At 70.2% G+C, this 19,555-nt stretch carries 17 protein-coding genes; 5 read left to right on the forward strand and 12 right to left on the reverse strand.

What is annotated here, in order from left to right:
* Positions 1-406 precede the first annotated feature (406 nt).
* Both K3N28_RS19315 and K3N28_RS19320 read left to right on the forward strand, forming a co-directional pair.
* Positions 407-832: an OsmC family protein gene (locus K3N28_RS19315; RefSeq protein WP_228094392.1), complete on the forward strand. Its 426-nt coding sequence runs from the start codon at positions 407-409 to the stop codon at positions 830-832.
* Positions 833-1,039: 207 nt separating this feature from the next.
* Positions 1,040-2,332 (forward strand): KamA family radical SAM protein, encoded by a 1,293-nt coding sequence (locus K3N28_RS19320; protein WP_374209838.1) that lies wholly within the window; start codon positions 1,040-1,042, stop codon positions 2,330-2,332.
* Positions 2,333-2,392: 60 nt separating this feature from the next.
* Here the strand turns inward: K3N28_RS19320 and K3N28_RS19325 are convergent, their stop codons facing one another.
* Positions 2,393-3,142 carry an NAD(P)H-dependent oxidoreductase gene (locus K3N28_RS19325; RefSeq protein ID WP_228094394.1) on the reverse strand — a complete coding sequence of 250 codons (750 nt, stop codon included), beginning with the start codon at positions 3,140-3,142 and terminating at the stop codon, positions 2,393-2,395.
* Positions 3,143-3,273: 131 nt separating this feature from the next.
* On the opposite strand from K3N28_RS19325, the gene K3N28_RS19330 reads away from it, so the two are divergent.
* Positions 3,274-4,125, forward strand: coding sequence for a helix-turn-helix transcriptional regulator (locus K3N28_RS19330; RefSeq protein WP_228094395.1), 852 nt, complete (start codon positions 3,274-3,276; stop codon positions 4,123-4,125).
* A gap of 34 nt (positions 4,126-4,159) precedes the next feature.
* Here K3N28_RS19330 and K3N28_RS19335 read toward each other — a convergent pair whose 3' ends face one another.
* Genes K3N28_RS19335 through K3N28_RS19345 form a run of 3 tightly spaced genes read right to left on the reverse strand, consistent with a single transcriptional unit; the run spans position 4,160 to position 6,805 of the window.
* Positions 4,160-5,092 (reverse strand): NAD(P)-dependent oxidoreductase, encoded by a 933-nt coding sequence (locus K3N28_RS19335; RefSeq protein WP_255640297.1) that lies wholly within the window; start codon positions 5,090-5,092, stop codon positions 4,160-4,162.
* A complete protein-coding gene (locus K3N28_RS19340) occupies positions 5,056-5,922 on the reverse strand; it encodes an NAD(P)-dependent oxidoreductase (RefSeq protein WP_228094397.1) in 867 nt (288 codons plus the stop codon). The genes K3N28_RS19335 and K3N28_RS19340 overlap by 37 nt, the downstream gene beginning before the upstream one ends.
* Before the next feature lie 10 nt (positions 5,923-5,932).
* Positions 5,933-6,805 carry an NAD(P)-dependent oxidoreductase gene (locus tag K3N28_RS19345; RefSeq protein ID WP_228094398.1) on the reverse strand — a complete coding sequence of 291 codons (873 nt, stop codon included), beginning with the start codon at positions 6,803-6,805 and terminating at the stop codon, positions 5,933-5,935.
* 140 nt (positions 6,806-6,945) lie between these two features.
* On the opposite strand from K3N28_RS19345, the gene K3N28_RS19350 reads away from it, so the two are divergent.
* The gene (locus K3N28_RS19350; protein ID WP_374209836.1) at positions 6,946-7,299 is read left to right on the forward strand and encodes a winged helix-turn-helix transcriptional regulator; all 354 of its coding nucleotides are present in this window, start codon (positions 6,946-6,948) and stop codon (positions 7,297-7,299) included.
* On the opposite strand, the gene K3N28_RS19355 is transcribed toward K3N28_RS19350, so the two are convergent.
* From K3N28_RS19355 to K3N28_RS19390, 8 genes are all read right to left on the reverse strand, one after another.
* Complete coding sequence (locus tag K3N28_RS19355; protein ID WP_228094400.1) at positions 7,296-7,835, reverse strand: DUF2087 domain-containing protein; 540 nt, start codon at positions 7,833-7,835, stop codon at positions 7,296-7,298. The two genes, K3N28_RS19350 and K3N28_RS19355, sit on opposite strands and share 4 nt — an antisense overlap.
* A 51-nt stretch (positions 7,836-7,886) precedes the next feature.
* A complete protein-coding gene (locus K3N28_RS19360) occupies positions 7,887-8,555 on the reverse strand; it encodes an HAD family phosphatase (RefSeq protein WP_228094401.1) in 669 nt (222 codons plus the stop codon).
* An 87-nt stretch (positions 8,556-8,642) separates the two neighbouring features.
* On the reverse strand, positions 8,643-9,200 hold the full coding sequence (locus tag K3N28_RS19365; protein WP_228094402.1) for a thymidine kinase: 558 nt from the start codon (positions 9,198-9,200) through the stop codon (positions 8,643-8,645).
* A 90-nt stretch (positions 9,201-9,290) separates the two neighbouring features.
* Positions 9,291-12,830 (reverse strand): methionine synthase, encoded by a 3,540-nt coding sequence (gene metH / locus K3N28_RS19370; protein WP_228094403.1) that lies wholly within the window; start codon positions 12,828-12,830, stop codon positions 9,291-9,293.
* Positions 12,831-13,549: 719 nt separating this feature from the next.
* Positions 13,550-14,446: a phenylalanine 4-monooxygenase gene (locus K3N28_RS19375; RefSeq protein WP_228094404.1), complete on the reverse strand. Its 897-nt coding sequence runs from the start codon at positions 14,444-14,446 to the stop codon at positions 13,550-13,552.
* 69 nt (positions 14,447-14,515) lie between these two features.
* Positions 14,516-16,171 (reverse strand): enoyl-CoA hydratase-related protein, encoded by a 1,656-nt coding sequence (locus K3N28_RS19380; protein ID WP_228094405.1) that lies wholly within the window; start codon positions 16,169-16,171, stop codon positions 14,516-14,518.
* A gap of 82 nt (positions 16,172-16,253) precedes the next feature.
* A complete protein-coding gene (gene mshC, locus K3N28_RS19385) occupies positions 16,254-17,486 on the reverse strand; it encodes a cysteine--1-D-myo-inosityl 2-amino-2-deoxy-alpha-D-glucopyranoside ligase (RefSeq protein WP_228094406.1) in 1,233 nt (410 codons plus the stop codon).
* A gap of 41 nt (positions 17,487-17,527) precedes the next feature.
* A complete protein-coding gene (locus tag K3N28_RS19390) occupies positions 17,528-18,358 on the reverse strand; it encodes an undecaprenyl-diphosphate phosphatase (RefSeq protein ID WP_228094407.1) in 831 nt (276 codons plus the stop codon).
* Positions 18,359-18,567: 209 nt separating this feature from the next.
* Here K3N28_RS19390 and K3N28_RS19395 point away from each other — a divergent pair, with 209 nt between their 5' ends.
* Positions 18,568-19,542 (forward strand): aldo/keto reductase, encoded by a 975-nt coding sequence (locus K3N28_RS19395; RefSeq protein WP_228094408.1) that lies wholly within the window; start codon positions 18,568-18,570, stop codon positions 19,540-19,542.
* The last annotated feature ends 13 nt before the right edge of the window (positions 19,543-19,555 follow it).

Genomic DNA, 19,555 nt, shown 5'->3' on the forward strand with positions numbered 1-19,555 from the left:
GAACAACATTACTAGTCTCAACCCGCGCCGTCTAACTCGGGGCCTTTGACCCTAGTCACACGCAGTTGAGCCTTCGTGAAGTCTCAAGTGATTCCCGCGCCTCGATCTCGGGCCGCGCCAACGCTTCTCAGAGCTTGTCGCGTGCCTCCGTGATCTCCGGACCGGCCTCGTTCTCCTCGGCTGTTCCGTTCCCCCGCGGGCAGTTACAAATATACACACCCTGAACGGGGCCGAAACCAGGGGGGTCCCCTCCTGGTCGACGCTACGCCTGACCAGCGGAGACGCCACCTGGTCGCGGTAAGGCGGCGCCCGGGCCGTCGCGCCCGGCGCCCGCCGCGGACGCTCATCTCGGTCCAGCTTCGGCTGTTAGCCTGCCAGCGAAGGAAGTCCGAGCAGAGGAGAAGGCATGTCAGTCACTCGCAAAGCAAGCACTCGCTGGACCGGCGATCTCCAGAGCGGCAACGGCGTCACCAGCTTCGTGTCCTCGGGGCTCGCGGACGCTCCGGTGACCTGGGCGTCGCGCGCGAACGAGCCCGAAGGCAAGACCAGCCCTGAAGAGCTCATCGCGGCCGCGCACACCTCCTGCTTCTCCATGGCGTTCTCCGCCGCGCTGGGGAAGGCCGGCTACACGCCGGAGGAGCTCGTCACCGAAGCCGCGGTCGATTTCAAGCCCGGCACCGGCATCACCGGCATCGCGCTGACCGTGCGCGCGGTGATCCCCGGGATCGAGACCGACGAGTTCAACGAGATCGCCAACGGCGCCAAGGAGAACTGCCCTGTCAGCCAGGCCCTCAAGGCCGTCCCGATTTCGCTCGAGGCCACCCTGGGTTAGGGTCGCCACCGACAGCTGAAAATTTCATATTCACGCACAGTGTGCGCGAAAGCATCGGGTGCACCATCCGTGGCGGAAACGCCGCGGAGTCGAACGCGGGCGGTTTCGCTCGCGAGGCGGCAAGGTGCTCGTTGGTTTCGCGCACTTGTTTGTAGCCAGGCCTGCCTGCCCAGTTGCAAACCGATATCGCAAGAGGAGGGGGTTGCCCTGACTGCTCCTGAGAACACCGGTAGGCGCTTCCAGGCCTACACCATCCGCCACCTGGACGAACTGCTCAAGCGAGCCCCGATGACGGCGGAACAGCGTCTCCGGACGAAGGCCGTGGCCTCGGTCCTGCCGTTCCGGACGAACGCCTACGTCGTCGACGAGCTCATCGACTGGGACGATCCGTTCCAGGACCCCATGTTCCGGTTGGTCTTCCCTCAAGAGGACATGCTGCCGGCGGAGGACGTGGACCACATCGCCGGGCTGCTCCAGGCCGAGGCCTCCAAGCAGGAGGTCACCGCCGCGGCCAACGCGATCAGGTTCAAGATGAATCCGCATCCGGCCGGTCAGCTTCAGCTGAATATCCCCAAGGCCGGGGAGGAGCCCATACCCGGCCTCCAGCACAAGTACCGCGAGACGGTCCTGTTCTTCCCGCAGCAGGGCCAGACCTGCCACGCCTACTGCACCTACTGCTTCCGCTGGGCGCAGTTCGTGGGCATCGCCGACCTGAAGATGGCCAACAACGACGTCGATCAGTTGACGGGCTATGTGCGGGACCACCCCGAAGTGAGCAGTGTGCTGCTGACCGGCGGCGACCCCATGATCATGGGCGAGCCGGTGCTGCGGCGGTACATCGACCCGCTGCTCGAGATGGACCACGTCGAGTCGATCCGGATCGGGTCGAAGGCGCTGGCGTACTGGCCGCAGCGGTTCGTGTCCGACCCCGACGCGGAGGACACGCTGCGGCTGTTCGAGCGCGTGGTGGACTCGGGCCGGAACCTCGCGTTCATGGCCCACTTCTCTCACCACAAGGAGCTGGACTCGGACATCGTCCAGGAGGCGGTGCGCCGGATCCGCTCGACGGGCGCGGTGATCCGCACGCAGGCGCCGTTGATCCGAACGATCAACGACGACGCGGACGAGTGGGCCGGGATGTGGAGGACCCAGCACAAGCTGGGGATGATCCCGTACTACATGTTCATCGAGCGCGACACCGGCCCGCAGGACTACTTCTCGGTACCGCTGTGGCGGGCCTGGGAGGTCTTCCGCGACGCGTTCAGCCAGGTCTCGGGCCTGTGCCGGACCGTCCGGGGTCCCTCGATGTCCGCCACGCCGGGGAAGGTCTCGGTGGACGGGGTCGTGGACATCGGGGACGAGAAGGTGTTCGCCCTGCGGATGCTCCAGGCCCGCGACCCGCAGATCGTCGGGCGTCCGTTCTACGCGAAGTTCGACGAGAACGCGGTGTGGGTCGACGACCTGAAGCCGGCGTTCGCCGACAAGTTCCCCTGGGAGTGACGCTTCGGCGTCGGTGAGATCGAGCCGGAGCGGCGCACCGCCGCTCCGGCTCTCGGCGTTCTAGGCGATGTGCAGGGCGAACCCGGTGGTGCCCTCGGCTTCGCGGCCGGGCAGGAGGCGCTTGTCGGCGCCGTAGTCGTCGTCCTGCCGGCGGTAGGCGATGGGCTCGGTCTCGGCCAGGGTCTCCAGGCGGCCGCGGAGGAGTTTCACCGCGTCGGCGTAGTCGGATTCGCCGAACGTGACCGCGCTCGTGATCACCGTGGGCGGCAGGACCTGCATCCCGGTGTAGAAGAGGACGCCGTGCTGGATCGGGAAGAGCAGGTCGTCGATGGCGCCGTTGACGCCGCGGTCGGACAGGTGCGCCTCGGCGGCGCCGGTGGTCACGACGACCATGGCGCGCTTGCCCGCGAGCACCCCGTCGCCGTAGCGGGGCCAGGACCGGGAGGTGCCGTAGCCGAAGCCGTTGGTGAACACGCGGTCCATCCAGCCCTTCATGATCGCGGGGACCGTGAACCACCACAGCGGGAACTGGAGGATGACGGCGTCGGCGGCGAGGAGCCGCTCCTGCTCGGCCTTGACGTCCTCGGTCAGCGAGCCCTTGTCCCAGGCCTCGCCGGCGGCGGCCATGAAGTGCTCGTTCTCGGTGGGGCCGAAGTCGTCGTAGTCGGCGACGGCCTTCCAGTTCATGGCGTAGAGGTCGGCGACGGTCACGGTGTGGCCGAGCCCTTCGAGGGTCTGGACGGTCTCGTCGCGGAGGGCCGCGTTGAGCGAGCGGGCGTGCGGGTGGGCGTAGACGATGTGCGTTCTCATGGGAACCATGCTGCTGCGGTTCCAGCGGGGCTACCAGACGTCTGTTCGACCTGGGGTCGTTCGACCCTAGGACTGACAGACCTAGGCACCGGCGCTTCGCCGCGGCGATACTTGCCGCGGAGGTTTGAGTGATGTCATCTGATGCGACGGGGATCCACAAGCTCGAAGACGTGGTGGATCTGGGGAAGTTCCTGCAGGCGCGGCGCGCGCGGGTGAACCCGGCCGAGGTCGGACTGCCGGACAACGACCGGCGGCGCGTTCCTGGGCTGCGCCGGGAGGAGCTGGCGCTGCTGGCCGGGGTGAGCGTGGACTACTACACGCGCTTGGAGCAGGGGCGGGCGAAGCACCCGTCGGACCAGGTGCTGGACGCGGTGGCGCGGGCCCTGCGGTTGGACGAGACGACGCGTTCGCACCTGCACCGGTTGGCGGGGAACTCGCGGTTGAGCCCGTTGCACGCCAGCGCGGGGGTGCGGCCCTCGCTGCAGACGATGCTGGCGGCGATCGACGGCTTCCCGGCGCTGATCATGAACCACCGGCAGGACGTGCTGGCGTCGAATCGCTTGGCGCGCTTGCTGTACGGGGGCTTCGGGTGGGATCTCGAGGCGAATCCGAACTTCGTGCGGCTGCTGTTCGAGGAGGACTCGCAGCAGCACTTCCCCGATTGGGAGGCGGTCTGCTCGCACGAGACGGTGGCGCAGTTGCGGAAGATGGCGGCGCTGTTCCCCGAGGACAAGGAGATGACGGCGCTCATCGGCGACCTCACGGTGGAGCACCGGTTCTTCGCGGAGCTGTGGGCGCAGGCCGAGGTCAAGGACTGCAACATCGGGTGGGTGCGGTTCGAGCACCCGATGGTCGGGCTCCTCCAGCTGTACAAGGACCAGTTCCGGGTGGCGGACGGTTCGGGTCAGATGCTGGTGACGTTGACGGCGGCGCCGGGCACGGACGACTACGACAAACTGGCGCTGCTGGGGGCGGACCGGTAGCCGGTCCGCCCCTGGCAGCGCGTCGGCTTCGAGGTCAGCGGATGCGGAGTTGCTCGACGACGCTGATCCAGTCGGCCGTGCCGCGTCCGGTGGCGGTGAGTTCGTCGAGGTGCTTCTTGACCGGTTCGAGGAAGTCGGCGCTGACGCCCTGTTCGCGGCTGGCGGTGATGAGCGAGGCCATGGCGGCCCGGGTGAAGTCGACGCTCTGGCCCGGGGCCGGGTCGTACTCGCCGCCGTCGACGACGGTGGCGAACTCCTCGGCCAGCGGGAGCACGGCGCCGAGCCAGGCGATGACGTCCTTGGCGGTCTGCTCGGCCGGGACGCCGACGGTGCGCATCATCGCCGTGGCCTGGAGCAGGCCGCCGAACATCTGGTACATGGCGGTGAGGAGGGCCATGTCCTTGAGCGAGGCCAGGCCGGCGTCCGCGCCTTCGAACTCGGCGGCGCCGAAGGTCTCCAGCGCGGGCTTGGCGATGGCGAAGGCGTTCTCGTCTCCGGCGTAGAGCAGTCGCGCGTGGGGCGTGCCGATCATCTCGGGCACGGCCATGATCGCGCCGTCGAGGTAGGTGATGCCGTGGTCGGCGGCCCAGGCGGCGGTGGCGCGGGACTCGTTCGGCGTGGTGGTGGTCAGGTTGACGACGACTTTGCCCTTGAGGTCGGCGGCGGCCGGTTCGAGGTGTTCGCGGACGCTGGCGTGGTCGAGCAGGACGACGATGACGACGTCGCTCGCCGCGGCGGCTTCGGCCACGGTGGCGGCGGCCTTGGATCCGGCTTCCACGTGCGGTCGCGCTTTGGCGGCGGTGCGGTTCCAGACGGTGGTGGTGAAGCCCTGGACGCGCAGGCGCTCGGCCATGGCCGAGCCCATGGCGCCGAGGCCGAGGATGCTGATGGTGCCCTTCGGCATGGTGGTCTCCTTCGGTGCGGGTGCGGTCAGCGGACGGCGAGTCGTTCGATGATGCGGATCCAGTCGCTGTCCCCGTGACCGGTGGCGGCGAGTTCTTCCAGGAACTTCTGGTGGGGTTCGAGGAAGTCGGCTCGGATGCCCTGTTCTCGGCTGGCGGTGATGAGGGAGGCGATGCCGAAGCGGTCGAAGTCGACGCTCTGGCCGCCGGTGTCGTACGTGCCGCCGTCGACGACCGCGGCCAGCTCGCGGCCGTGGGGCAGCATGGCGCCGAGCCAGGCCTCGACTTCCTCGGCGGTCGCGGCCGCGGTGGCTCCGGTGGTGCGCATCATGGCGATGGCCTGGACGTAGCCGAGGAGCATGAGGTCCATGGCCGCGAGCAGGGCCATGTCCTTGAGTGAGGCGAGGCCGGTGTCGGTGCCCGCGAACTCGGCGGTGCCGAGGGCCTCCAGCGCGGGCCGGGCAGCGGTGTAGGCGTGCTCGTCGCCGGAGTAGAGCAGTCGCGCGCTCGGGTCGCCGATCATGGACGGGACGGCCATGACGGCGCCGTCGAGGTAGGCGATGCCGTGGTCGGCGGCCCAGGCCGCGGTCTCGCGGGCTTGGTTCGGCGTGGTGGTGGTCAGGTTGACGACGGTCTTGCCTTTGAGGTCGGCGGCGGCCGGCCCGAGTCGTTCGCCGACGCCGGCGTGGTCGAGCAGGACGACGATGACGACGTCGCTCGCCGCGGCGGCTTCGGCGACCGTGGCCGCGGCCGCCGATCCGGCTCGGACGTGCGGTTCGGTCTTGGCTGCGGTGCGGTTCCACACGGTGGTGGCGTGTCCGGTCTCGCGCAGGCGGGTCGCGACGGCGGATCCCATGGCGCCGAGGCCGAGGACGGTTGCGGTGGGTGCGGGCATGGTGTGCTTTCTAGGCGTCGGTGCCGCGGAGGAGCTGGTAGACGGGGACGGGGCGTCCCGCCCGCTCGCTCGCGTCGATCGCGCGCTGGTAGAAGTCCTGGGCGGTCTCGGTGAGCGAGGCGTCGACGCCGACGTCGACGCTGGCTTCGATGACGTGCTGGGCTCCGGCGTGCATCATCTTGAAGCTGTGGAGGTCGCCCCAGCCGCCGGCCTTGGCGGCTTCGGCGAACTCGCGCATGAAGTCGCGGTAGCTGTTGGGGTGGCTCGAGGCGTTCGCCACGAATCGGTCGATGTCGGCGCCGGAGCGGTCGACGATGGCGAGCGCCTGCTCCCAGCCGATCAGGAAGGCGTGGAACAGCGCGAGCTCGGCCTGGTAGAAGACCTGTGCGAGGCCGTAGTCCTCGCCGAGGTACTCCTGGCGGCTCAGGGGCCGCAGGAGGTCCTTGTGGGCGTCGAAGAGATCCTGCGGTCCGCTGAAGTACAGGTAGGAGTCCGGGTGGGCGATGTCGTCGCCTTGGGACATGAAGCCGCCGACGAGGTACCGGGCGCCGTGGCCGAGGGCCCATTCGGCGCCCTTGCGGGTGTTCTCGGGCGAGTCGGAGGACAGGTTGGCGATGACCTTGCCCTTGAGGTGGTCCGTGGCCTGGCCGAGGACGTCGTACATGGCCTGGTAGTGGGTGAGGCTGACGACGGTGACCTCGTTGGCGTCGAGGGCTTCGGCGACCGTGGCGGCGCGCTTGGCGCCCAGTTCCACCATGGCGTCGGCCTTGGCGGCGGTGCGGTTCCACACGGTCACTTCGACTCCCGCGTCGAGGAAGGCCTTGACCATGGACCGCCCCATCGGGCCGAGGCCGATCACGGTGACGGAATTCTTAGCAGACATGTTGTGCCCCTTAGGAAGTGGTGTCTTCTTGGTTTCGCTGTCGGAGTCAATCGTCGGTCGTCGCGGGTAGACTCTGCAAGACCGCACTTCCAGGTGGGGTTACTTACCGATACGTTCGGAATATGGTCGGGAGGGGCGCGATGGAGACGATGAGTGACGCAGATCAAACCTGCGGCATGTCGCTCGCGATCGACGTGGTGGGCGGCAAGTGGAAGATGCACCTGATGTGGGTGCTCGCCGAGGGACCCGTGCGGTTCGGGCAGATCCGGCGCAAGCTCGACGGCGTGAGCGAGAAGGTCCTGGCCGAGAACCTGCGGCAGCTGGAGGCGTACGGCGTGGTGCGCCGCGAGCTGTACGCGGAGGTGCCGCCGCGCGTGGAGTACTCGCTGACGCCGCTGGGCGAGACGCTGCACGAGGCGCTGGCGCCGCTCGAGGAATGGGGCGACAAGAACCGCGACGCGCTGGCGTCGCGGCCCGGTGCGGTCGTCGGTTAGATCGGCGGGGCCTCGCGGCGGCGGTACTCGCGCCCGCCCTCGGTGCGTTCGAGGAGGAGTTCGTCGATCATGTCGCGGCGCAGCTGGAGCGGGTCGTCGAACTCGGCGGCGAGCGCCTCGGTGATCTCGGCCTCGGTGTAGACCCGGTCGAACGCGAAGAGCCGGCCGGCGAGGTCGCGCAGGAGCGCGACCCGGGTGCGGCGGTTCACGGGGCGGACGGTGATACGGCCGTTCGAGTAGAGGTGCGCGACTTCGGGGCCGGTGCCGGGCGGCGCGTCGGGACGCGAGGCGCGGGCGGCGGCCGCGGCGGCCTTGAACGCCTCGGGCGCGGCGCGGATCCTGCCGTCCTCCCGGATGACCAGACCCGACTCGAAGAGGCGCATGAGCGCCTTCTCGGCCCGCGGGTGGCGCTGCCGCAGCTCGGTGACGCTCGCGCCCGCGTCGGCGAGGACGATCTCGGCGAACACCCTGAGGCGTTCGGGATCGGCGAGGGCCTTGACGATGGCGTGGCTCGGTTCGGTAGGTGGCGCGGTCATCCGGTCAGACTGGCGCACGCGGCCCGTGCCGTCAACGGTTTTTGCGGGACGCTAGCCGAGGGTGCGCAGGTAGGCGAGGTCGACGCCGTCGAGGGTGTCGAGGCGCAGGACTTCGAGGTCCGCGGGGAGCTCGACTTCGCTGGGGATCGCGAGGGTGACCGCCCCCGCCGCGAGAGCGGAGCCCACTCCCGAGACCGAGTCCTCCAGGGCCACGCAGCGCTCGATGTCGACGCCGAGCTTCTCGGCGGCGGTGCGGTAGGGCTCGGGGTCGGGTTTGCGCTGGTCGACCTCATCGCCGCACACGGTGATGTCGAAGCGGTCGGGTCCCATCCGGCCGATGATGATCTCGGCCAGCTCGCGCGGGGTCGAGGTCACCAGTGCGGTGGGGACGCCGGCGGCGCGCGCCTCCAGGAGGAGCTCCTGCGCGCCGGGCTTCCAGTCGACGCCCTCCGCGAAGAGCTGCTTCATGCGCCGGCGCAGCCACATCACGCGCTCGGGGGCTTCGGTGAGCGGACGGCCGAGGCTCTCGAGGAGCATGGTGACCGAGTCGTCCTCGTTGGTGCCGACCATGCGGGCGCGGACGGCCGGGTCCAGGGTGCCGCCGAGGAGTCGGGCGAGTTCCTCGATGCCGGTGTCCCAGACGCGCTCGCTGTCCACGAGGGTGCCGTCCATGTCGAAGAGCACGGCTTGCGGGAACACGGCATTCGGTAGGTCGTTCACGCTGCCAACAGTACGGGCGGCATCCGTGGAGGGCCGAGGCTCGCGGTCCGGCCGCGAGGCGGCTCACAGGGCCGTGCGGCGGTCGGCTCAGGCGAGGCCGGCGCGGTGGTGGCGGCGGCACAGGACCGTGTAGGAGTCCATGTCGCCGACTTCGACGACGTCGCCGGAGAAGACCATGACGCCCTCGCGCACGCGGGCGTTGTGCGTGCCGCGCTCGCCGCACCAGCAGTTGACGCGCACGGGCAGCTCCTCGACGCGGTCGGCGAGTTCGATGAGGCGCTGGGTGGCCGGGAAGAGGCGGCCGAGGAAGTCGGTCTTGAGCCCGAAGGCGTAGACGTCCAGCTGCAGGCCGTCGACGGCGTCGGCGAGGTGGTTGATCTGCTTCGGGGCTTCGAGGAACTGGACCTCGTCGACGATCACGTAGGGCGGTTTGATGGCCGCGAGGTCGTCGTAGATGTCGAACCCGGGCTTGACCTCGCGGGCCTCGTGGCTGAGGCCGATGCGGCTGGAGACGACGCCTTCGCCGCCGCGGTCCATCGAGGTGTAGACGACGCCCTCGCCGCCGAGGGAGTGGTGGTACTGGAGTGCGAGGGTGGACTTTCCGGCGTCCATGACACCGAGATAGGCGACGAGTTCGTGCGACATGCCTCCATCGTGCCGGGCCGCTCGAACGCGGGTCGAGGCGGTGGCGGGCGCGGTGCCCGACGCCCTAAGCGCGTCGGGCCCCTGCGTCGCCTATTTCGCGTTGAAGTAGCTCGCCTCCGGGTGGTGGAGGACGATCGCGTCGGTGGACTGCTCCGGGTGGAGCTGGTCCCCCTCGGACAGTTCCACGCCGATGCGGTCGGCGCCGAGCAGGTCCACGAGGGTCGCCCGGTCGGCGAGCTCGGGGCAGGCCGGGTACCCGAAGGAGTAGCGGCAGCCGCGGAAGTCGACGTCGAGGATGCCCTTGAGGTCACCGGGGTCGGCGTCGCCGACGGTGCCGCCGCCGGGCAGGACCCATTCGCGGCGGATGCGGCGGTGCCAGTACTCGGCGAGGGACTCGGTGAGCTGCACGGTGAGGCCGTGGACCTCCAGGTAGTCGCGGTAGGCGTTGGCCTGGAACAGCTCGTTGGTGTACTCGGAGACCTTGGATCCCAAGGTGACCAGCTGCATGCCGAGCACGTCGAGCCGCTCGCCGTCCTTGGCGCGGAAGAAGTCCGACAGGCACAGGCGCCGGCCCTGCCGCTGGCGCGGGAAGGTGAAGCGCGCGCGCTCGGCGTGGCCGTTCTCGTCGAGGACGACGAGGGTGTTGCCCTCGGAGTAGGCCGGAAGGTACCCGTAGACGACCTTCGCCTCGATGACGTTGTCGGTGGCGAGCCGGTCGAGCCAGTAGCGCAGGCGCGGGCGGCCCTCGGTCTCCACCAGTTCCTCGTAGGAGGGGCCGTCGCCGCGCGTGGGCTTGAGGCCCCACTGGCCGAGGAACGTGGCGCGCTCGTCGAGCATCGCGGCGTACTCGGCCAGCGCGATGCCCTTGACGACGCGGGAGCCGTAGAAGGGCGGCACGGGGACGTCGACGTCGGTGGCGACGTCGGAGCGCACCGAGGTGTCGTCGAGGTCGGGCAGGGTCTCCTTGACGAGGGTGGCCTGCTTGGCGCGGCGTTCGCGGCGCTTGGCGATCTTCGCCTCGTGCTCGGCGTCGGTGAGCTCGACGCCGGTGCGGCGGGCGGTCATGACGCGGTCCATGAGCGCGAGGCCTTCGAAGGCGTCGCGGGCGTAGTGGACCTGGCCGCCCTCGAACATCTCGCGCAGGTCGTCTTCGACGTAGGCGCGGGTGAGGGCGGCGCCGCCGAGGAGGACGGGCCAGCGCCGGTGGAGGCTGCGGGCCATCATCTCGGCGAGGTTGTCCTTCATGATGACGGTGGACTTGACGAGCAGGCCGCTCATGCCGATGACATCGGCCCGGTGCTCTTCGGCCGCGTCGAGGATGGCGTTGATGGGCTGCTTGATGCCGAGGTTGACGACGGTGTAGCCGTTGTTGGACAGGATGATGTCGACGAGGTTCTTGCCGATGTCGTGGACGTCGCCGCGGACGGTGGCGAGCACGATGGTGCCCTTGTCGGTGGTGTCGGCCTTGTCCATGTGGGGTTCGAGGTGGGCGACGGCGAACTTCATGGCCTCGGCGGACTGGAGGACGAACGGCAGCTGCATCTGGCCGGAGCCGAAGCGGTCGCCGACGACCTTCATGCCTTCGAGGAGGTGCTCGTTGATGATCTCGAGCGGCGTCCTGCCTTCGGCGAGGGCGGCGTCGAGATCGGCGTCCATGCCGTTCTTGTCGCCGTCGACGATGCGCTGGGCGAGGCGTTCGCCGAGCGGGAGGGCGGCGAGGGCTTCGGCGCGGGCCTCCTTGGTGCCGGCGAGGCTGACGCCGTCGAAGATCTCGATGAGCTTCTGGAGCGGGTCGTAGTCCCCGCCGCGGCGGTCGTAGACCATGTCGAGGGCGACCTGCCGCTGCTCCTCGGGGATCGAGGCCATGGGCAGGATCTTCGAGGAGTGGACGATCGCGCTGGTGAGCCCGGCCTGGACGCATTCGTGGAGGAACACGGAGTTGAGGACCTGGCGGGCGGCCGGGTTGAGGCCGAAGGAGATGTTGGAGATGCCGAGCGTGAAGTTGACGCCGGGGTAGCGGCGTGCGATCTCGCGGATGGCCTCGATGGTCTCGAGCCCGTCGCGGCGGGTCTCCTCCTGGCCGGTGGAGATCGGGAAGGTGAGGGCGTCGACGAAGATGTCCTCGATCTTCATGCCGTAGGTGCCGGTGAGGTCGTCGATGAGGCGGGCGGCGACGCGGACCTTCCAGTCGCGGTCGCGGGCCTGGCCCTCCTCGTCGATGCAGAGGGCGACGACGCCCGCGCCGTGCTCGGCGGCGAGGGGCATGATCCGCCGATAGCGGGAGTTCGGGCCGTCGCCGTCCTCGAAGTTGACGGAGTTGATGATGCATTTGCCGCCGAGGGCGTCGAGGCCGGCTTCGATGACGTTCGGCTCGGTGGAGTCGAGCATGATCGGCAGCGTCGAGGCGGTGGCGAAGCGGGAGGCGAGGACGCGCATGTCCTCGGCGCCGTCGCGGCCGACGTAGTCGACGCAGAGGTCGAGGAGGTGGGAGCCGCCGCCCGCCTGCTCGCGGGCGATCTCGACGCAGCGGTCGTAGTCGGCGGCGAGCATGGCGTCGCGGAAGGCCTTGGAGCCGTTGGCGTTGGTGCGCTCGCCGACGTTGAGGATCGAGGCGTCCTGCAGGTACGGGACGTGGTGGTAGGAGGAGGAGACGCCCGGTTCGAGGATCGGGGTGCGCTCCTTGGGCTTGACCAGGTCCTCGGGGGCGCCGCCGAGGCGGGCGCGGACGGCGCGGATGTGGTCGGGGGTGGTGCCGCAGCAGCCGCCGACGAGGTTGACGCCGTAGTTCTTGACGAAGTCCTCGTGGGCGTCGGCCAGCTCGTCGGGGGTGAGCGGGTAGACCGCGCCGTTCGGGCCGAGCGTGGGGAGTCCGGCGTTGGGCATGACCGAGATCGGGACCGGCGAGTGGCGGGAGAGGTAGCGCAGGTGCTCGCTCATCTCGGCGGGGCCGGTGGCGCAGTTGAGGCCGATGAGGTCGATGCCGAGGGCGGCGAGGCTGGTGAGGGCCGCGCCGATCTCGCCGCCGACGAGCATGGTGCCGGTGGTCTCGACGGTGACCTGGGCGATGATCGGGACGTTCGTGCCGAGGTCGGCGTTGGCGCGCTTGGCGCCGATGACGGCGGCCTTGGCCTGGAGCAGGTCCTGGGCGGTCTCGACCAGGAGGGCGTCGGCGCCGCCTTCGATGAGGCCGGCGGAGCATTCCCGGTAGTGGTCGCGCAGGAGCGCGAACGGCGCGTGGCCGAGGGTGGGCAGGCGGGTGCCGCCGCCCATGGAGCCGAGGACGAACCGGGGCCACTCGGGGGTCGCGTACTCGTCGGCCTTCCGGCGGGCGAGGGTCGCGGCGGCGCGGGCGAGCTCGCGGGCGCGGTCGACGATGTCGTATTCGACGAGGCCGCCGTAGTTGGCGTTGAAGCTGTTGGTCTCGACGCAGTCGGCGCCCGCGGCGAGGTAGGCGTCGTGGATGCCGAGCACGATGTCGGGGCGGGTCAGGCAGAGGATGTCCGAGAGGCCTTCGTGCCCGTCGTAGTCCTCCATCGTCGGGTCGAAGGTCTGCAGCATGGTGCCCATGCCCCCGTCGGCGATGACGACGCGGCGGCTGAGGACATCGAGGAAAAGACTCTTCGCAGACACGGGGTCAAGGGTACTTGCGGGTGCCGCTGAGTGGGAAGGGCGTTTCACAGGATGGGCATCGTGTCGGGTGAAGATCACACCGGGACGAATAGGATGACGGGCATGGAGTTCCTCGTACCTCTCGTGTTCTTCGCCATCGGCGTCTACGTCCTGTACTGGACCGTCCGATACGCCGTTCGGCACGCGCTCGAAGACGCCGACGAGCGCCGGCGCGAACGCCGCGAGGCCGTGGGGCCGGCGACCCGTCGCGAGCCCGGAGGCGCCGACGAGGCTGAGGATCACCGTGGGGCCGACGGCCGGGACGGGCGCGGCACCGGGTCGTTACGCCCTCCCTCGAAGGGACGCCATGGACGGTCAATAGTGGACCGAAGTGGCCGATCCCGCGCGGCTCCGCGAGATCGTCGGCGACGTGATGCCCCGGGCCGGCGCGAGACGCTGCGGATCAACGGGCGCGCCCGCATCGTCTCGGACGCGCCCTTCTTCGCGGACATGGTCGTCGAGGGCCACCGGCCGATCCTCGCGCTCGTGGTCGAGATCGACGCGAGCTACTTCCACTGCGGCAGGTCGGCCGTGCGGTCCGGCGTCCGGAGACGTGGAACCCCGACGCGCCGCCCTCCCACGCGCGGATGCTCAAGGAGACCCAGGTGGTCGAGCGAACCCTCGACGAGCTCGCCGAGTACTACGGCGAGCAGTACGAGAGGCAGCTCTGCTAACCGGCGCTACCCGCCGACGCCGGCCTCGGCCTTGAGCCGTTCGATCGACTCGTCGTCGCAGGTCGCCCAGAACTCCCCCACGACGTCCTCCAGCCGGTCCATCGACCCGGCGTCGAAGAGCTTGTCCTGGTACTTGGTGATGTCGTAGTCGATCGTGCCCATCGTCACCAGGTCCAGCGGCAGGATCCGCATGCCCCGGAACTCGTCGATCTCCCCGTAGGAGGAGAGGATGCCCGCGCCGTAGGCCTTGAGGCCGTCCTTCTCGCTCATCACCCCGAATTCGAGGGTGAACCAGAAGACGCGGGAGACGAACTCGAGCGCGTCCTCGGAGTGGACGCGGCGGGCCGCCTCGCCGGCGACGCGGTAGAGCGCGGCGAAGCGCGGTGACGCGAGGGCGTTGGCGTGGCCGATGACCTCGTGGATGACGTCCGGCTCGGGCGTGTACAGCGGCACCGAGTGGTGGCGGATGTACTGGGTCGCGTGGAACTTCCCCTCGGCGAGCACCCCGTAGAACTCGCGCAGCGGCACCAGCCCGGCGGCGGGCAGGTAGCTGAACCCGGTGAGCGGCTCGAGGGCCTCGGAGACCTCGTGGAGCTGCGGGATGTGGTCGGCGGGGAGCTTGAGTCGCTCGGCGCCCTCCAGGTACTCGTGTGCGGCCAGGGCCTGGTGCTTCACGGCGAGTTCGGCGCTGACCAGCCGCCATATCTCGTGTTCGGTGTCGGTATAGGAAACGGTCGGCATGGGTAGGCCGGGTTTCCAATCCAATGCGAGGGCCGCGATGGCGTTGCGCCGTTCGCGGTACTCGGGGTCGGCGAAGCCCGGGTGGTTCTCACCCAGTTCCACGACGACCGTGCCGTCGGCGTCGGTGTTGACCGGCGCGAAGTACTGTCCTTCTTCGAACATAAGGACAGTCCATCAGGTGGGAACGCGCCTGTCAACGCAGTCGCGAGACTGGCAAACCCTGTCCAGGCGCTAACGGAACCGGAGCTTCGCCGGGGTCTCGGTCGGGGCGGCCTTGCCGAGGAAGGCGCGGCGCTTGGCGTGGAAGCCGTGGCGGTCGTCGAACATGTCGCGGGCCATCTCGGCCAGCTCGATGGTCTGGTAGTACGACATCGGCTTGGCCTCGGCGCGGCGGCGGGCCTTCGCGGCGTACATGCGCCCGCGGGTGACCGGCTCGTTGTAGCCGACCGCCACGGCGCGCAGCCAGCGCTGGAACTCGTTCCAGTCGCGCGGGCCGACCGCGCCGATGAGGCCGATCCGGGCCGCCTCGTCCGCCGAGATCGGGAGCTTGTCACCGAGGAGGCGGGCGGCGGTCGACGCGCCGACGCGGTCGGCGACCGACCAGGTGTGCAGCTCGGAGCCGTAGATGCCCATGTCGTAGTACGGGTTGAGGACGACGCCGTCGCGGGCGACGGTGACGTCGGCGCAGAGGCCGGTCATGACGCCGCCCGCGCCCGCGTTCGCCGAGAAGGCGGCGACGGTGAGCTGGTCGGCCTGGGCGATGGCGAGGCACAGCTCGTCGATCGCGTTGATGTTGGCCCACGCCTCGGCGGCGGGGTCGGGCGCGGCGTCGATGACGCCGAGGTGGATGCCGTTGGAGAAGGCGTGCTCGGTGCCGGTGACGACGAGGATGCGGGTGTCCTCGGCGAGGGCCTTCTCGACCGCCGCGGTGAGGCGGCGGCACTGCTCGGTGTGCATGGCGCCGTTGTAGGACCGGATGGTCAGGAAGCCGATGTCGCCGTCGCGGCGGTAGACGGACTCGGCGAGCGCCTGGGGGGCGGCCCTGAAGGGCGCGGCCGACGCGTCGATGACCATGGCGGCCGGGAGCTTCGGGCCGCGCTTGCGCTCCAGGAGCGCGGCGTAACCGACCCAGAGGGTGCCGCGGCCGGTGGCGAAGGCGATGGACTCGCAGTCGCGGCCGACGATCGTGCCGGGCGAGGCGCCGGTGTCCTCGTCGGTGGGGACGGCGTCGAAGAGGCAGTAGGTGCGGCCCTCGAAGTCCACGGGCGCGCCGGGAGCGCCGTCGGCGGCGGCGATGCGGCGGGCGAGGTCGCGGGCCGGTGCGCGCCAGTCGAGCGCGAAGGCGGCGCGGCGCAGCAGCGGGAGCTCTCCGGTGCCGGGCACGGCGCGGGGGTGCTCCTCGGCGGGCACGGGGCGGGCCCCGGCGGCGACCTTGCGGACCACGGTCTCGACGCATTCCATGGCGGCGTCGGCTACGCGGCTGTTGTAGAGCGCGGACTTGGTGATGCCTTCGGGGACCTCGAATGTGGACGTCGCCCAGATGGGGCCGGCGTCCATCTCCTCCACCGCCGAGAGCGCGGTGACGCCCCAGCGCGGCCCCTGCCCGAGCAGGGTGTGGTCGAGCGAGGAGGGGCCGCGGTCGCCGACGGGGCCGGGGTGGACGATCACGGTGGTCCAGCGACGCCAGACCTCCTCGGGCACCCGGTGCTTGAGGAAGGGGCACAGGATGAGGTCGGGGTCGATCCGCTCGACCTCGCGGATGAGCGACTCGGGCTCGGCGTGCGCGGGCGCGAGTTCGACGCCGACCTCGTGGCCCTGCTCCCGCAGGGTGCACCACACGCGCTGGGTGAGGCCGTTGAAAGCGGACGCCAGCAGCAGGATCTTCAATTCGACTCCAGGAGGAATGGGGAGTCGGCCACGCTCAACTGTGAGCGTACCGATACTCGGCAATTCGCACAATCAGCGCGTGTCAGTGTATGCCGAGCAATCCTCGGACGGTGTCGCGGGCAAGGGCCGGCGCCGAGGGGTCCTCGCCCCCGGCCGCGAGGGTCTCGGCGGCCCAGGCGTCGACCGCGGCGAGCGCCCCGGCGGTGTCCAGGTCGTCGGCCAGGCGCTCGCGCACGGCGGTGAGCATCGACCCGGCCGGGACGGCGAGCTCGCGCGAGACGGCCTCGCGCCAGCGCCCCAGGCGCAGCTCGGCCTCGGCCAGCGCGGCGGCGCTCCACTGGCGGTCGGCGCGGTAGTGGTGGGCCAGGAGGGCCAGGCGCACGGCGGCGGGGTCGACCCCTTCGGCGCGGAGCTTGGAGACGAAGACGAGGTTCCCGAGGGACTTGGACATCTTCTCGCCGTCGAGGCCGATCATGCCGGTGTGGACGTAGCTGCGCGCGAAGGGCCTGACGCCGGTGAGGGATTCGGCGTGGGCCGCGGACATCTCGTGGTGGGGGTAGATGAGGTCGTTGCCGCCGCCTTGGACGTCGACGGTCTCGCCGAGGAAGTCGAGGGCGATGCAGGTGCACTCGATGTGCCAGCCGGGGCGGCCGCGGCCCACGGGCGAGTCCCAGGAGGGCTCGCCGTCGCGGGGGGCGTTCCACAGGATCGGGTCGAGCGGGTCGCGCTTGCCTTCGCGGTCGGGGTCGCCGCCGCGTTCGCGGGCGTAGCGGAGCATGGTCTCGCGGTCGTAATTCGACTCGGAGCCGAAGGCCGGGTGGGACTCGACGGCGTAGTAGACGTCGCCGGACTCGTGCCGGTAGGCCGCGCCGCGCTCGAGGAGGCCCGCGACGGCCCGGCCCACGGCGGGGATGGACTCGACCGCGCCGACGAAGTGGCGGGGCGGGAGCACCCCGAGGGCCTCCATGTCCTCGCGGTAGAGGGCGGTCTCGCGCAGGCCGAGGACCTGCCAGTCGGTGCCGTCGCGCTCGGCGCGCTCGAACAGGGGCTCGTCGACATCGGTGACGTTCTGCGCATAGTGGACGTCGAGGCCCTGGTCGAGCCAGTAGCGGTGCACGAGGTCGAAGGTGATCATCGTGGCGGCGTGACCGAGGTGGGTGGCGTCGTAAGGGGTGATGCCGCACACGTACATCGAGGCGCGCTCGGCGCCGGGCTTGACCGTCTCGCGCAGGCCCGCCGAGGCGGTGTCGTGCAGGCGCAGGGCCGGGCCGTGGCCGGGCAGGGCGGGTACGTGCGGTGCGGTCCAGGAATCCATGCCCGCGATCTTATTGCGGACACCGGCCGACCGGCCAGCGCTCAGGCGCCTTCGGCGGAGCCGACCACCCCGGTGACGAGCAGCAGCAGGATGATCCCCCCGAACGCGAAGCGGTACCAGACGAACGGCATGAAGGTGTGGCTGGTGACGAACTTCATCAACCAGGCGACGGACGCGTAGGCGACCGCGGCCGAGACGACGATGCCGACGATGAGGGACCCCATCGGGACCGTGCCTCCGGCCAGCTCGTCGAGTTCGAGGAGCCCGGCGCCGGTGAGCGCGGGGATGCCGAGCAGGAACGAGAAGCGGGTGGCGCTCTCGCGGTCGAAGTCGCGCAGGAGCCCGGCGGTCATGGTCGCGCCCGAGCGGGAGACGCCCGGGAAGAGGGACAGGACCTGGACGGAGCCGACGAAGATCGCGTCCTTCATGTTGGCGTGCTGCTCGGTGCGCTGCTGGGGGGCGACGCGCTCGGCGAACCACATGACGAAGGACCAGCCGATCGCGCCGACGGCGACGACCCACAGGTTGAAGATGCGGTCGACGACGCCGGAGAGGACCAGGCCCGCGAGGACCACGGGGATCGTCCCGACGATGACGTACCAGCCGTAGCGGTAGTCGAGGCCGCGGCGGTCCTTGTGGAGCAGGCCGATGGAGAAGCCCTTGACGATCCGCCAGATGTCCTTGGTGAAGTACACGAGGATCGCGAGGATGGCGCCGCCCTGGATGACGGCGTTGAAGGCGATCACGGACCGGTCCGCGGGGTCGATGCCGAGCAGCTGGGCGAAGAGGACGAGGTGCCCGGTGGAGGAGATCGGGAGGAACTCGGTGAGGCCCTCCACGATCCCGAGTATCACGGCCTGCCAGATCTCCATCGGTCTCCTCTTCCGGTGCGCGCCATGCGGCTCTCGCGGCCCGTCTCACGGGCCCCGCAAGAGTCTAGGCGGCCCCGCAAAGGGGCGTCCTCTGCCGATCGGCCGAAGTTGCGGAGCCCGCCTCCGCCGTTCGACCGACGAGGCGGCGAGCGGCGCCCGCGAGAACGGGCCTCGCTTTCCGCGGGCCGCTGCAGGTAACTTGTGTGCTCATGGAACGCCGACCACTTGGACGCAGCGGCATCGAAGTCTCCTCTTTGGGCCTGGGGACGATGACGTGGACCACCGATGAGGCCGGCCTTGAGGACGCCGCCGCCCAGTTGCAGACGTTCGTGGAGGCGGGCGGCACGCTCGTGGACACCGCGGACGTGTTCGGACAGGGCATGGCCGAGGCGGCGATCGGCCAGCTCATCGGCAAGGTGGTGTCGCGCTCGGAGCTGCACATCGCCACGAAGGCCGGCGTGCGCACGGACGGGGCGCCGCGCAAGCGCGACACCTCGCGGGGGTGGCTGATGCGCTCGCTCGAAGGGTCGCTGCGCCGGCTCGGCACCGACTACGTCGACCTGTGGATCCTGCACGTGTACGACCCGGACACGCCGCTGGAGGAGACCATGTCGGTGCTCGACGCGGCGGTGTCGAGCGGGAAGGTCCGCTACGTGGGGCTGTCCAATCACACCGGTTGGCAGACCGCGCGGGCGTTCGCGTGGCAGTCGGCGTGGCCCGGACGGGCCCCGATCGTCGCGAGCCAGGTCGAGTACTCGCTGCTGCAGCGGGGCGTCGAACGGGAGGTGCTCCCGGCGTGCCTGGCGATGGAGATGGGCGTGCTGGCGTGGTCGCCGCTGGGCCGGGGCGTGCTGACGGGGAAGTACCGGTTCGGGCGCCCGGCCGACTCGCGGGCCTCGTCGGCACAGTGGTCGCGGTTCGCCGGGGTGTACCTGGACGAGCGCTCCGCGGGGATCGTGGAGGCGTGCGCGACGGCCGCCGAGGGGCTCGGTGTGAGCCCGCTCGAAGTGGCGCTCGCGTGGGTGCGGGACCAGCCGGGCGTGGCCTCGGCGATCGTGGGGGCGCGCAACGCGACGCAGCTGCGGGCCTCGCTGGCGGCCGAGCAGCTGTTCCTGCCGCCGGAGATCCGCCTGGCCCTCGACGACGTCTCGGCGCCGACGGTGGGCTACCCGGAGAGCTACTGACACGCGGTCCGGC

The sequence above is a fragment of the Glycomyces sp. TRM65418 genome (assembly GCF_019710475.1).
Classification (GTDB): Bacteria; Actinomycetota; Actinomycetes; order Mycobacteriales; family Micromonosporaceae; genus Glycomyces.